Genomic DNA, 12,753 nt, shown 5'->3' with positions numbered 1-12,753 from the left:
ACGCCGGCGCCGCTCACACCGCCAGCCGTCCGCCGGCTCCGACCAATTCGGCGCTGTCGAGAACGCCGGCGAAGTTGCCGATCACCTTGGTGACGACCAGCTTGTAGGAAGTGGCGTCCCCGACGCAGGCCTGGCGGCAGGCCACCGCGTCCCTGATCACCTGATAGCGCTGGCTGCGATGAAAGCCGTCGACCACGGTCGACAGGATCGTCTCGTCGAGCGAAAAGCCGAGCATGACGCAGCGGATGTTGCGCATGTTCGACATGTAGTCGGCGAAGCGCGCCGAGCTGTAGGCTGACGGCAGCGGATGCTCGAAGGCCATCTCGCCGGGCGTCGGCCTGAAGTCGTCGATCCACTCTGTCAGATTGGATGCCGGGTTGAACCAGGCCGCTTGCGCGATCCGCTTGAGATGGATCACCGGCCACAATTGCTCGCGCCAGAACGCGACCATTTGCCGACAGCGCGCCATGGTGGCGTCGCCGTCCGCGATCAGGTGCTTGCGTCCCAGTGCGAGATATTCGCGCTGCAGATCGGCGCAGACCAGAACCGGCGGATCCGTGTCGGTCGCGCCGAACAGCTCCCGGTTCGACATCAGGGTCTCGCTGCAGAGAAATCCCGCAGCGGCGAAGATGCCGGCCGGCCTGCGGAGAGATCGAGCACGCCGGGCCGATCCCAGTCGCCCTCGGGCCGGATGATCATGTAGGGATCGCTGTCGAGGGTGATTGCGTCGTTGCAAGGCTCGAGGTCGAGCACCATCTCGGTGTAGGAGAAATCCGAGAAGGTCAGCTTGCGATTGTGCCCGAGCGGCTTGGCGCCGAAATGCGCCCAAAAGTCGACGAGACGATCCTGCGCGTGGCCATAGGCCTTCTTGAAGCCCTTGCGCCGGCAATAATCGAGCGCCTCCCGCACCAGCTTGAACGACAGCCGTGAGCGCCGGTACTGATGGCGCACTGCGAGCCGCTCCACCTTCGCGAATTCGCCAAAGAAGCGCACGCGCACGCAGCCGGCTGGCTGATTGCCGACGAAGCCGAGGAAATGCGCCGCGACCAGGTCGTTGCCGTCGAACTCCTCCTCCATCGGGCAGTCCTGCTCGGACAGATAGACCGCCGAGCGGATTGCAGTGACGAGCATCAGGTCGTTCGGATCGCGCGCGATGCGCACCGTGATCGCGCGTGAATTCGATTTGGCCGTCTTGGCTGTACTAATGCCGTGCATCCGCAACACTCCCTTCCACAAATTGATTCATCCGTATCGCCGGGTCGATCAGCTCCGGCATCCGGTTCCAAGGCCGCTGGTACCACCAGAGATCCGGTTGAAAGCTAGGAACCGGCGAGAAGCCAAGCGCGCCGAGAAACGCGCGTCCTTCCGCGCTCGATGGCTGCGCGTAGTAGTCGGCGGCGCGAAACCTGGGCTCGCGCATCATCCGGGCGACATTGCCGAGCCCGATGGCGCCCCGGCCCTGCGCGACCAGCGCCCACACGTAGATCGCCGCGGCCTGCTCGCCGGGCCGCGCCAGAAATTGGCGCGGCGGTTGAATCAAATTGAACTCATCCAGCAGCAACGCATCGAGGCCGGCGCAATTCAGATAGAGAAAGGCGATCCCGCCGAGCAGGTTCCTACCGCGGCAAAGCATGAAGATGGAGTCCGGGTCGTAGCGCAGGAATTCGGCGAGCTCGTGCTCGGTGGCGCGCACGCCAGGGATTTCCCGCCGCGCGAGCGCGGCGAGCTCAGCCAGACGGTCACGCGTGACTGCGTGCGCCGTGACGATATCTGACTGCGGCAATGCGTCGAGGTCATGTCGGACGCTGTATTCTGTGCTTCCGCACTGCGGCTTCTGCATCTATGTTTCCAGCTTGGCTTTGATGACGTCACCATACTAGTCGGGGCTGGAGTGTGTATGCCGCAACATTTGCATCGGGGCGCTGCGCTGACGCAGCGCCGCAAACCTGACGAAACGCTTAATGCATCGTGGGAAGATTTAAGAGCATTTCTCCTTTGTACCCGGCACCGCAGCTTTCGACATGCCGCCGATGTGCTCGGGCTCACGGCCACCACATTGATGCGCAAGATCGACCGGCTCGAGGAAGAGCTCGGCTGCAAGCTGTTCATTCGCGATCAGTCCGGCCTGTCGCTCAGCGATGAAGGGCGGTCGCTGCTGTTCGACGTCGAACAGATGGAAAGGCTGAGCTTCAACATCTTCCGGCGCGCCTCGCTCTCGACCGATACCCGCGGCTCCGTGCGCGTCGCGGTGACCGAAGGCCCCGGCAATTTCTGGATCCTGCCGCGGCTGATCGACTTCCAGCGGACCTATCGCAGGATCACGGTCGATCTGAGCTGCGCGATGCAGCAGGCGGACGTCTCACGGCTGGAGGCCGACATCTCGATTCAGTTCGAGCCGCCGACCAATCCCGATGTCATCGTTGCCAAGCTCGGCCGCCTTCACATCTACGGCTTCGTGTCGGAATCCTATCGCGACGCCTATGGACTGCCCAAGACGCTCGCCGATCTCAGGAACCACCGCATCATCAAGCAGCACGGCGTGCAACTGGATGAGACGGGCTACGCCCGCATTCTCGGCTTGGAGTCCCTCGAAGGCATCGTCGGCATCTCGACGAATTCGAGCGTGGCCGTGCTCTACGCCGTCGAGCGCGGCGCCGGCATCGGCTTCCTGCCGACATCCGCGGTCGCGCTCGGCGCGCCGCTGGTTCCGGTGGACCTCGGCATCAACTACCACATGGATCTGTGGCTGACCTACCACAAGGAGTTTCGCAACTCGGACCGGCACAAGATCGTCATCGACTGGCTGAAGCGCATTTTCGATCCGAAGGTCCACGCCTGCTTCCGGGACGAATTCATCCATCCGCTGGAGCTGGTCCCCTTGATGGCGCAGGCACGGGAGGTGGTCGGCTTCGGCGGCTACGTCGCGCCCAGCCCGGTCTGAGAGCCTACCACTTGAACTCGACGCCGAGCGTGCCTTGATGCGACTGCAGCGCCGAGCGAAGCTTGGCGTCGTAGTTCACATAGATGCGCGAGGTGCTGCTCAGCGACAGCGACATCGCCGCTCCGGTGTCGGCGCCGTAGCGGCCCTCGCCCAGTCCTTGGAGCGTGATGCTTTGCGGACCGAGGCTGACGGTGACGGAGCCGAGGTTCTGGCAGACATTGTCGACGAACTTGGCGTAGGCCGAGAGGTCGAGGATCTTGCCATCGAGAATGAAGTAGCGGCCGACTTCGGCCCCGACGAGAAAGCGCGCGCGCTCGAGCGACGTGCCGCTGACAGTGAGCGGTTCGAGGCCGCCGCTTTCCTGGAATGCGGCGGTGGTTGCGCGCGCATATTCGAAGGCGAGCTTCGGCACGACCCGGGTTTCACCGAAGCTCCAGTAGTAGTCGAGTTCGCTCAGGACGCCGGTGATGTGGGCGCCGTAGGCTGCGCGCGTCGCACCCAGGCTGGTGCCGCGCTGCGCCTTGATCCCACCGGAGCCATAGACCACCGCGATGGCCCAGGTCCAGGGTCCCTGATCCACGGAGGCATTGAAGCCCAGCTGCGTCAGGTCGAGGGTGGTCGACTGGAGCGCCAGCGGCACGTCGACCCAGGTGCGGCTCTGGTCCACCGAGATCCCGGCATTCACGCCGGGCGCGAGGCGCATGCCGATACCGGCAACGCCGCCCCAGGTCGATCTGCGGTCGCCGACGAAATCGCCCTGGGGCTGGCTGCGAGCCCAAACCCCATAGGTTTCGCCCCAGGTCCGAAAGCGCGGCTGCTCCGCCGCCTCCGACGCGCCGCCGCCGCCGGGATTGCTGCGCTGGAGCCGGCTTCCGCCATGCGTCGCCTCGACCCCCAGCCGCTCCAGGAAGCTGGAGCCAAGATTGAGCACCGACTGGCCCGCAGACAGATCGGCATTCAGCGCGCTTGCCTTTGGGACAGGAACAGGAACGGGGGTCGGGCTTGGCGTGGGCGTGGGGCTTGCCGACGGGCTTGGCAGGCTTGCCGCGCCGGCGGCGCCAGCGGAGAGCACGAGCGTCAACCCGAGTGCGGCGACACCAGCCAGTGCGCGTGCGAACCCGCGCGAGCGTCCTGTCTCTGCAGCCCGAGATGCGCCGCGCATCGATGCCCGCCCCGAATTGATTAAATATCAACCGTCGGGATTTGCCTGCAGTTCTCCCTGATGGTCAATCCGGATGTTCCGGTCCGGCCGGGTCGTGCGGAACTTTGTGGTTCCGGCGCCACAACGTCGCGAGGCGCTGGCGCGACAGTGCTTGCGACTCCGCGACGCGTTCTCATCAGTTCGGCAAACTTGATATCGACGGAAAATCGTGTTGCAATCTCGGATACAATCGGATTGGCCGTTCGACTGTGCGTTTCGTGACTTCGGAAATCAAGCAGATCCCGGGAAGCCCGTTTGTGGCGTGGCACGCGCGAGCGTGGCCGCGTCTTTTTTTCGTCTAGACGGAGGAGACAACGATGCCGACCTACAAGGGCAGCGTGAAATGGTTCAACCCGACCAAGGGATACGGCTTCATCAAACCGGCCGGCGGAGACAAGGACGTGTTCGTCCATATCTCGGCCGTCGAGCGGGCCGGATTGACCACGCTCAACGAGAACCAGCCGATCGAATATGACCTGGTGGAGAGCCGCGGCAAGACCTCGGCGGAGAATTTGAAGCTGTCGTGAACCTGTGTGCGGGCGGACATGCCATGATGTGGGCCGCCCTCAGCTAACGAACTCCGCGCAAGGCTACTACGCGGATGACCAGACTTCGTCAGCCCTTGATGCGCCCCCGGCCCTGCCGGGGATTTTTTTGTCCGAACGCAGGCTCAGCGCGGGCGATACACGGCTGTTCCTGCGGAAAGAAACCCCTCACCCAAGCGAGCCCGCAGATCGGCCGGCGATGCCCTCTCCCACCCTGGCGAAGCAAAGCTTCGCCAGGGTGGGAGAGGGCCAGACGGTGGCAGCGTCATACTCACTCGGGCGAGGGGTTCTTTCCGCGAGCGCACTCTCTCCGCAGACAAGATCCCTCACCCGGCAACAACGCCCCAACTACGAAACCATCGGCCAGATCATCATCTGGTCCGCCTGCTCCGTCGCGGTGGTCTTGCAGAGATCGCCTTCCAGCCGCACCTGGTCTCTCGCCAGCAGCTTCAGCGCTTCCGGATAGATCCGGTGCTCGACGCCGAGGATGCGCTCCGACAGCGTGTCGGCGGTGTCGTCGTCCCGCACCACGACCGCGCCCTGCATCACGATTGGGCCGGCGTCCGTCTCGGGAATCACGAAATGCACGGTCGCGCCGGAGAGCTTCACGCCGGCGCGCAGCGCCTGGCCGTGCGGATCAAGGCCAGGGAAAGACGGCAGCAGCGAGGGATGGATGTTGAGCATCCTGCCATACCAGCGCTGCACGAACTCGGCCGTGAACAGCCGCATGAAGCCGGCCAGGCAGATGATCTCGATGCCGCGCGCGTCCAGCGCCGCCTGCAGCTTGGCCTCGAAGCCGGCGCGGTCCTTGCCGAACGGCTTGCTCTCGATCACCTCGACCGCGATGCCGCTCTCCGCAGCCTTCTGCAGTCCGGCGGCGTCCGCGCGGTTCGAGATCACGACGGCGATCTCGGCCGGAAAGCCCGGCTGCGTCGCAGCGCGGATCAGCGCGGCCATGTTCGAACCGCGACCGGAGATCAGGATGGCGACGCGGCGCTTCATCGTGGCAGCTCGTCTCACAGAGCCAGATCGAGCGCGCCGGTGTAGATCACGCGCTCCTCGCCCGACGCCGCGACCACTTCACCGAGGCGGGCCACGTGCTCGCCATTGGCGGTGAACACCTCGGTGACGGCGTCGACGGCCTCGGCCTTGACGATCACGATCATGCCGATCCCGCAATTGAAGGTGCGCAGCAGTTCGCGCTCGGCGATGCCGCCCTGCCCGGCCAGCCATTTGAACACCGGCAGCACCGGCAGATGCGTCAGGTCGATCGAGACGCCGAGATGCTTCGGCAGCACGCGCGGGATGTTGTCGGTGAAGCCGCCGCCGGTGATATGTGCCAGCCCCTTGACCGCGCCGGTCTCGCGGATCGCGCGCAGGCAGGATTTCACGTAGAGCCGCGTCGGCGTCAGCAGTGCCGCACCCAGCGTCAGCACCGGCGCGAACGGCGCCGGCGCATCGAAGCCGAGGCCCGATTGGGCGACGATCTTGCGCACCAGCGAGTAGCCGTTGGAATGCACGCCCGAGGAGGCCAGGCCGAGCACCAGGTCGCCGGCCGCGATGTCCGGCGACGGCAGCAGGGTGCCGCGCTCGGCTGCGCCGACGGCAAAGCCGCCGAGATCGTAGTCGCCGTCCTTGTAAAGGCCCGGCATTTCGGCCGTCTCGCCGCCGATCAGCGCGCAGCCGGATTCGCGGCAGCCTTCGGCAATACCGGCGACGATCGAGGCGGTCGCCTCCGGGTCGAGCTTGCCGCAGGCGAAGTAGTCGAGGAAGAACAGCGGCTCGGCGCCCTGCACCACGAGATCGTTGACCGACATGGCAACGAGATCGATCCCGATGCCGCCATGCAGCCCGGTCTCGATCGCGATCTTGACCTTGGTGCCGACGCCGTCGGTCGCGGCCACCAGGATCGGATCCTTGAAGCCGGCGGCCTTCAAATCGAACAGGCCGCCGAAGCCGCCGATCTCGGCATCCGCGCCGGCGCGGGCGGTGGCGCGCACCATGGGCTTGATCAGATCGACCAGACGGTTTCCGGCATCGATATCGACGCCCGAATCTGCATAAGTGAGCCCGTTCTTGCGCTCGGTCATGGTAAAAACCCCTAATCTGACCGCTGGTTACGTCGGAATCCGGCTGCGCGCAATGGCTCGCAGGGGGCTCGTCCCCACCCTATCTAGGAACCGACCGGTTCGCTTCGCACGGAAGTGGGTTAAGTTTTGATCGAGTTGTCGTCGGGACCAGCTGCGTGACCATTCCCCACTCTATCCCCAATCTGATTACGCTGGGCCGAATCCTGCTGGTGCCGATCGTGGTCTGGGCCATCGCGGCCGGAGAGATGGAGGTCGCGTTTCTGGTGTTCGTGGTGGCCGGCGTGAGCGATGCCGTCGACGGCTTCCTGGCGCGGCGATTCAATCTCCGCTCCGAGCTCGGCGCCCTGCTCGACCCGCTGGCGGACAAGGCCCTGCTGGTCTCGATCTTCGTCACGCTCGGCATCTGGGGCGCCATCCCGCGCTGGATCGTCATCCTGGTGGTTTCGCGCGACATCATGATCGTGGCCGCGGTGATCGTCTCCTGGCTGTTCGACCGGCCGGTCGCGATGAAGCCGTTGATGGTCTCCAAGCTGAACACGGCAGCCCAGGTCGGATTTGCCGCGCTCGTGCTCGCCTCACTCAGCTTCGGCTTCGAGCCCAAGCCTTACGACGCGGTGCTGATGGTGCTGGTCACGGTCTTTACGCTCGTGTCGGTCGGGCTGTATCTGGTCGACTGGGTGCGCCACATGAGCACCATTGAAGTCCGCTGATCCTCTCAAGAGCTGTCGCGGACCTCGGGCACGCCACGTTACGGAGCACGTCGATCTTGGCCAGCCACATTCCCCCTCGCCAGCTGGCCCTTGCCCTGCCGCACGCGGAGAGCCTGACACGGGACAACTTCTTCGAAGGTCCCGGCAACGCGTCCGGGCTCGCTCTGGTCGACGCATGGCCGGAATGGCCGGCCCGGACGATGTTCCTGGTCGGCCCCGACGGCTCCGGCAAGAGCCATCTCGCCGCGATCTGGGCCGAGCAGGCCGGCGCCCGCTCGCTGTCGGCGCATGCGCTGGAGGCCGGCGCCGTCCCCGGGGCGCTCGCCACCGGCGCGCTGGTGCTGGAGGACCTCACGGCCGCCGATCTCGATGAACGGGCGCTGTTTCATCTGCTGAACCTGGCGCGCCAGGACGAAGCCTTCGTGCTGATCACCGCCCGCGAGGCACCGGCGAGCCTGCCGATTGCGCTGGCCGACCTGAGGTCGCGGCTGCGCGCCGTCCCGGTGGTCACCCTGCTGCCGCCCGACGACCAGCTGTTTCGAGCCCTGATCGTCAAGCTCGCGGCGGACCGGCAGCTTTCGATCGACGAGACGGTCGTGAGCTACCTGGCGAGCCGCATCGAGCGATCCTATGCGGCGGCGCGCGAGACCATCGCAATGCTCGACAACGAGTCGCTGCGGCTCGGACGGCCCGTCACCCGTGCCCTGGCGGCCGAGCTGCTCCGCAGCGTGTGACCGCCGGCCATCTTGACGGCAGCCTTCGCCGGAACCTCAATGGTGCCGGCGACGTCATCCCTCTGTCATACGGCCTGCGCTACTGGTTGGCACTCGCGCCCTGATTTGGCGCCGTGACCGAATATGGATCGAGTTCTGATGGATATTGAGCAAGTGACTGAGATTGCAGCACAAGAGCCGGTTACGGCTGCCGGGCTCGAGATCGCCTCGAGCCCCGAGCGCTTCATCAACCGGGAACTGTCCTGGCTGCATTTCAATCGTCGCGTGCTCGAGGAATCGGTCAATCCGCGCCACCCGGCGCTGGAGCGGGTGCGGTTCCTGTCGATTTCAGCCAACAACCTTGATGAATTCTTCATGGTCCGCGTCGCCGGCATCCGCGCCCAGGTGCGCGAGGGCATCGCCGAGCGCAGTCCAGACGGGCTGACGCCGATCGAGCAGCTGAAGCTGATCAACGAGACCGTGTCGCAGCTCGCGATCGACCAGCAGGCGATCTGGCGCGACCTGCGAAAATTCCTCGCCGAGCTCGGCATCGTGCTGGTGGACGGCCAGGATGTCACCAAGAGCGAGCGGGCCTGGATCGAGGACCACTTCCTCGCCAACATCTTCCCGCTGCTGACGCCGCTCGCGATCGACCCGGCGCATCCGTTCCCGTTCATCCCGAGCCTCGGCTTCACCGTGGCGCTGCAGCTCACGCGCACCGCCGACGGCCGGCCGATGAACGCGCTGATCCGCATGCCCGGCAAGATCGACCGCTTCATCCGCTTCCCCGGCGCCAAGGACGGCGTGATCCGCCTGATTACCCTGGAACAGGCGACCAGCCTGTTCATCGGCCGCCTGTTTCCCGGCTACACGGTCAAGGGCCAGGGCGCCTTCCGCATCATCCGCGACAGCGAGATCGAGATCGAGGAAGAGGCCGAGGATCTGGTGCGGCTGTTCGAGACCGCGCTGAAGCGCCGCCGCCGCGGCTCGGTGATCCGGCTCGAGATCGAGGCCAACATGCCGGAGGAGCTGCGCCACTTCGTGCAGGATGCGCTGGCGACCACCGACGACGAGGTGTTCGTGGTCGACGGCGTGCTGGCGATGAACGAGCTGTCGCAGCTGACGCGCGTCGACCGGCCCGACCTGGAATTCGCGCCCTATGTGCCGCGCCATCCCGAGCGGGTGCGCGACCATGGCGGCGACATTTTTGCTGCGATCCGGCAGAAGGACCTGATCGTCCACCACCCCTACGAGTCGTTCGACGTCGTCGTACAATTCCTGCAGCAGGCGGCGCGCGATCCCGATGTCGTCGCCATCAAGCAGACGCTGTACCGCACGTCGAACAATTCGCCGATCGTGCGCACGCTGGTGGAAGCGGCGGAGGCCGGCAAATCGGTCACCGCGCTGGTCGAGCTCAAGGCACGCTTCGACGAGGAAGCCAACATCCGCTGGGCGCGCGACCTCGAACGCGCCGGCGTGCAGGTCGTCTATGGTTTCCTGCAGCTGAAGACCCATGCGAAACTGTCGATGGTCGTGCGCCGCGAGGGCGGCAGCCTGACCACCTATGTGCACACCGGCACCGGCAACTATCATCCGGTGACGGCGCGCATCTACACCGACCTGTCCTACTTCACCTCTGACCCGGTGATCGGCCGCGACGTGACGCGGGTGTTCAACTACATCACCGGCTACGCCGAGCCGATCGACATCGAGAAGATGGCGGTGTCGCCGCTCACGCTTCGCAAGCGCATGATCGAGCACATCCATGGCGAGACCAGCTTTGCCCGCCAGGGCAAGCCGGCCGTGATCTGGATGAAGATGAACTCGCTGGTCGATCCCGATATCATCGACGCGCTGTACGAGGCCTCGCAGGCCGGCGTCTCGATCGACCTGATCGTGCGCGGCATCTGCTGCCTCAGGCCCGGTATTCCCGGCCTGTCCGACAATATCCGCGTCAAATCGGTGATCGGACGCTTCCTCGAACATGGCCGCATCTACTGCTTCGGCATGGGCCAGGGCCTGCCGAGCGCCAAGGCCGCGGTCTATATCTCCTCGGCCGACATGATGCCGCGCAATCTCGACCGCCGCGTCGAGGTGCTGTGCCCGCTGCAGAACCCGACCGTGCACCAGCAGGTGCTGGAGCAGATCATGGTCGCCAACCTCAAGGACACCGAGCAGAGCTGGCAATTGTTGCCGGATGGGTCGTCAACGCGTATGAAGGCCGCGAAGGGCGAGGAGCCGTTCAACCTGCACAATTACTTCATGACGAATCCGAGTCTGTCCGGCCGTGGAAAGTCGCTCAAGGAATCATCACCGCGCCGGCTCACGCGCCGGAACGAACGCAACTCGTCCTAGCGACCTGCTTCTCAGGGGAATGACGCGGTGAAACGGCCCGCGACCAGGGCCGGAAATGTCGGTGTCATCGACATCGGCTCGAACTCCGTCCGTCTCGTCGTCTACCAGGCGATGGAGCGCAGTCTCGTCACCGTGTTCAACGAGAAGGCGCTGTGCGGGCTCGGCCGCGAGGTGCAGACCACCGGCCTGCTCGCTGCCGACGCCGTGGACAAGGCGCTGACGGCGCTGAAGCGGTTCCGTGCGCTGTGCAAGGTGCAGAAGGTTGGCGAAGTCCATGCGATCGCCACGGCCGCCTGCCGCGATGCCTCGAATGGCCCCGACTTCATCGCCAAGGCCGAGAAGATCTGCGGCGTGCCGATCCAGATCCTCACCGGTCCCGAGGAGGCGCGCTACTCGGCGCTCGGCGTCATCTCCGGCATTCATAAGCCCGACGGCATCGTCGGCGATCTCGGCGGCGGCTCGCTGGAGCTGATCGACGTGCGCGGCCATCAGGTGCGGAGCGGCGTCACCTTGCCGCTCGGCAGCCTGGCGCTGCAGGACCTCGCGGAGAAATCGCTGAAGAAGGCGCAGCGGATCGCCAGCGAGGCGCTGACCGACCTGCCGCAGCTTCTGGCCGGCGAGGGCCGCACCTTCTACGCGGTCGGCGGCACCTGGCGCGCGCTGGCGCGCATCCACATCATCCAGAGCGGCTATCCGCTCGGCGTCATGCACGGCTATGCGATCCCCGCCGCGGACGCGCTCGCCTTCGTGCGCCGGCTGCGCCGGCTGGTCGCCGCGGACATGCTGGCCGACATCGAGGCGATCGCCGAGGCGCGCCGGCCGCTGCTCGCCTATGCCGCGCTGGTGCTCGAGCACATCATCCGCGTCGCCAAGCCCACCACGGTCGTATTCTCCACCTTCGGCGTACGTGAGGGCCTGCTCTACTCCAAGCTGCCGGATGCCGAGCGCGCCAAGGACGGCCTGCTCAGCGCGGCGCAAGGGTTGAACGAGCTGCTGTCGCGCTCGGCCCAGCATGCCCGCGAGTTGATCGACTGGACCGACCGGCTGTTTCGCGTCGTGCATGTCCGCGAGACTGATGACGAGCGCAGGCTGCGCCACGCCGCCTGCCTGATGTCCGACATCGGCTGGCGGATGCATCCGGATCATCGCGGCGAGCAGACCTACGGCATCATCCTCAACGGCAATTTCGGCTCGATCAGCCATGAGGGCCGCATCTTCGTCGCGCTGTCGGTGTTCTTCCGCTACGAGGGTCAGCGCGACGAGGCGGCTGCCCCTGCTCTCACCCAGCAACTAAGTCCCGCACAGATCGATCGCGCCCGCCTGCTCGGTACCGCCTTCCGCGTCGCGCATCTGATCTCGGCGGCGCGGCCGGGCGTGCTGTCCGCCACGCATTTCCGCACCCAGGACCGCAAGCTGATGCTGGTGTTCGAACATCACCTGGTCGATCTCGTCGCCGACCGCGTCGGCGGGCGGTTCAAGCAATTGGCCCGGCTCGTCGGCCGCTCCGGCTCGGTGGTGCTGAGCTAGCCGAGTTCGCGCCTCGGCATTGGACCAACACGCCGAGCGGCCGGGCCAACGGCCCTGAGGGCGCTAGCGGGGCTGCGGCGGGACGCCGGCCGAGATCGCGATCATGCGCTGGGCGATGATGCCGTAGACCTTGCGCCAGGCGTTCTCGACGTCTTCGGTCCATTGCGGCCCGAGACCCTTGGAGAGGCTCCACAACAGCGCCTCGCCGACCACGGGATAGTGCTCCGGCCTGACGCCGTAGCGCGCATGATTGCGGCCGAGAATATCAGTGCTGGACAACAGGCCCGTCATCTTGTCGAGGCTGCCGACGAGCACCGCGAGGGTCGCGATGAAATCCCGCTTGAGGACCTCCATGTCGGCGGGAAACAACTGGCGGCATTCCGGAGCGAGCTCGAAAACGCGGTCATAGAACGTGGAGGTCATCTCCGAGGCATTGGCAAATACCATGTCGAACGACGACCTGACATGGCCGATCTCCTCTGCAGTCAACATTCGCTAGTCCAATTTCAAAAATACCGATGATGGCTCGATGGCTTGAAGTCCGACGTGGTGGTGTCGCCGCGGCACGATCTGGTTCAAGACGATCTGGTTCACGACGATCCAGCTCAAGACTATGAGACGCGACCGACGCCACCCTACCCTATTTATTCAAAACGCGGCACCGTGCCGCA

General features: G+C 65.4%; 13 protein-coding genes. 6 read left to right on the top strand and 7 right to left on the bottom strand.

The window, feature by feature from the left end:
• Positions 1–13: 13 nt before the first annotated feature.
• Genes ACQR1Y_RS15555 through ACQR1Y_RS15545 form a run of 3 tightly spaced genes read right to left on the bottom strand, consistent with a single transcriptional unit; the run spans position 14 to position 1,840 of the window.
• A complete protein-coding gene (locus tag ACQR1Y_RS15555) occupies positions 14–592 on the bottom strand; it encodes an isochorismatase family protein (protein ID WP_434861258.1) in 579 nt (192 codons plus the stop codon).
• A complete protein-coding gene (locus ACQR1Y_RS15550) occupies positions 592–1,215 on the bottom strand; it encodes a GNAT family N-acetyltransferase (protein ID WP_434861257.1) in 624 nt (207 codons plus the stop codon). The genes ACQR1Y_RS15555 and ACQR1Y_RS15550 overlap by 1 nt, the downstream gene beginning before the upstream one ends.
• On the bottom strand, positions 1,202–1,840 hold the full coding sequence (locus ACQR1Y_RS15545) for a hypothetical protein (protein ID WP_434861256.1): 639 nt from the start codon (positions 1,838–1,840) through the stop codon (positions 1,202–1,204). Before ACQR1Y_RS15545 ends, ACQR1Y_RS15550 begins: the two co-directional genes overlap by 14 nt.
• A 57-nt stretch (positions 1,841–1,897) precedes the next feature.
• On the opposite strand from ACQR1Y_RS15545, the gene ACQR1Y_RS15540 reads away from it, so the two are divergent.
• Complete coding sequence (locus ACQR1Y_RS15540; protein ID WP_434861255.1) at positions 1,898–2,941, top strand: LysR family transcriptional regulator; 1,044 nt, start codon at positions 1,898–1,900, stop codon at positions 2,939–2,941.
• A gap of 4 nt (positions 2,942–2,945) precedes the next feature.
• Here ACQR1Y_RS15540 and ACQR1Y_RS15535 read toward each other — a convergent pair whose 3' ends face one another.
• Positions 2,946–4,103: an autotransporter outer membrane beta-barrel domain-containing protein gene (locus ACQR1Y_RS15535; RefSeq protein ID WP_434875811.1), complete on the bottom strand. Its 1,158-nt coding sequence runs from the start codon at positions 4,101–4,103 to the stop codon at positions 2,946–2,948.
• 356 nt (positions 4,104–4,459) lie between these two features.
• On the opposite strand from ACQR1Y_RS15535, the gene ACQR1Y_RS15530 reads away from it, so the two are divergent.
• Positions 4,460–4,669: a cold-shock protein gene (locus tag ACQR1Y_RS15530; protein ID WP_434861253.1), complete on the top strand. Its 210-nt coding sequence runs from the start codon at positions 4,460–4,462 to the stop codon at positions 4,667–4,669.
• Positions 4,670–5,035: 366 nt separating this feature from the next.
• On the opposite strand, the gene purN is transcribed toward ACQR1Y_RS15530, so the two are convergent.
• Together purN and purM are read right to left on the bottom strand one after the other, a co-directional pair.
• Positions 5,036–5,689: a phosphoribosylglycinamide formyltransferase gene (gene purN / locus ACQR1Y_RS15525; RefSeq protein ID WP_434861252.1), complete on the bottom strand. Its 654-nt coding sequence runs from the start codon at positions 5,687–5,689 to the stop codon at positions 5,036–5,038.
• Between the two features lie 14 nt (positions 5,690–5,703).
• Positions 5,704–6,777 carry a phosphoribosylformylglycinamidine cyclo-ligase gene (gene purM, locus ACQR1Y_RS15520; RefSeq protein ID WP_434861251.1) on the bottom strand — a complete coding sequence of 358 codons (1,074 nt, stop codon included), beginning with the start codon at positions 6,775–6,777 and terminating at the stop codon, positions 5,704–5,706.
• A gap of 155 nt (positions 6,778–6,932) precedes the next feature.
• Between purM and ACQR1Y_RS15515 the strand changes: the two genes are divergently transcribed.
• The 4 genes from ACQR1Y_RS15515 to ppx all read left to right on the top strand — a co-directional run bounded on the left by ACQR1Y_RS15515 (position 6,933) and on the right by ppx (position 12,082).
• The gene (locus ACQR1Y_RS15515; RefSeq protein ID WP_434861250.1) at positions 6,933–7,487 is read left to right on the top strand and encodes a CDP-alcohol phosphatidyltransferase family protein; all 555 of its coding nucleotides are present in this window, start codon (positions 6,933–6,935) and stop codon (positions 7,485–7,487) included.
• 56 nt (positions 7,488–7,543) lie between these two features.
• Positions 7,544–8,221: a chromosomal replication initiator DnaA gene (locus ACQR1Y_RS15510; protein ID WP_434875810.1), complete on the top strand. Its 678-nt coding sequence runs from the start codon at positions 7,544–7,546 to the stop codon at positions 8,219–8,221.
• Positions 8,222–8,359: 138 nt separating this feature from the next.
• Positions 8,360–10,555 carry an RNA degradosome polyphosphate kinase gene (locus tag ACQR1Y_RS15505; RefSeq protein ID WP_434861248.1) on the top strand — a complete coding sequence of 732 codons (2,196 nt, stop codon included), beginning with the start codon at positions 8,360–8,362 and terminating at the stop codon, positions 10,553–10,555.
• A 27-nt stretch (positions 10,556–10,582) separates the two neighbouring features.
• Positions 10,583–12,082, top strand: coding sequence for an exopolyphosphatase (ppx, locus tag ACQR1Y_RS15500; RefSeq protein ID WP_434875809.1), 1,500 nt, complete (start codon positions 10,583–10,585; stop codon positions 12,080–12,082).
• A 63-nt stretch (positions 12,083–12,145) separates the two neighbouring features.
• Here ppx and ACQR1Y_RS15495 read toward each other — a convergent pair whose 3' ends face one another.
• Positions 12,146–12,574, bottom strand: a complete 429-nt coding sequence (locus ACQR1Y_RS15495) for a globin family protein (RefSeq protein WP_434875808.1) — start codon at positions 12,572–12,574, stop codon at positions 12,146–12,148.
• Between the last annotated feature and the right edge of the window lie 179 nt (positions 12,575–12,753).

This window comes from Bradyrhizobium sp. HKCCYLRH3099, assembly GCF_051167855.1.
GTDB lineage: Bacteria > Pseudomonadota > Alphaproteobacteria > Rhizobiales > Xanthobacteraceae > Bradyrhizobium.
Note: the sequence above shows the minus strand (reverse complement) of the source record. Positions and strands in the feature narration are given on the sequence as shown.

Bases quoted from the DNA above. Each gene is read 5' to 3' on its own strand.
- ACQR1Y_RS15495 (WP_434875808.1), bottom strand. From the start codon at position 12,574: ATGTTGACTGCAGAGGAGATCGGCCATGTCAGGTCGTCGTTCGACATG.
- ACQR1Y_RS15505 (WP_434861248.1), top strand. From the start codon at position 8,360: ATGGATATTGAGCAAGTGACTGAGATTGCAGCACAAGAGCCGGTTACG.
- purN (WP_434861252.1), bottom strand. From the start codon at position 5,689: ATGAAGCGCCGCGTCGCCATCCTGATCTCCGGTCGCGGTTCGAACATG.
- purM (WP_434861251.1), bottom strand. From the start codon at position 6,777: ATGACCGAGCGCAAGAACGGGCTCACTTATGCAGATTCGGGCGTCGAT.
- ACQR1Y_RS15540 (WP_434861255.1), top strand. From the start codon at position 1,898: ATGCCGCAACATTTGCATCGGGGCGCTGCGCTGACGCAGCGCCGCAAA.
- ACQR1Y_RS15535 (WP_434875811.1), bottom strand. From the start codon at position 4,103: ATGCGCGGCGCATCTCGGGCTGCAGAGACAGGACGCTCGCGCGGGTTC.
- ACQR1Y_RS15555 (WP_434861258.1), bottom strand. From the start codon at position 592: ATGTCGAACCGGGAGCTGTTCGGCGCGACCGACACGGATCCGCCGGTT.
- ACQR1Y_RS15545 (WP_434861256.1), bottom strand. From the start codon at position 1,840: ATGCAGAAGCCGCAGTGCGGAAGCACAGAATACAGCGTCCGACATGAC.
- ACQR1Y_RS15550 (WP_434861257.1), bottom strand. From the start codon at position 1,215: ATGCACGGCATTAGTACAGCCAAGACGGCCAAATCGAATTCACGCGCG.
- ACQR1Y_RS15530 (WP_434861253.1), top strand. From the start codon at position 4,460: ATGCCGACCTACAAGGGCAGCGTGAAATGGTTCAACCCGACCAAGGGA.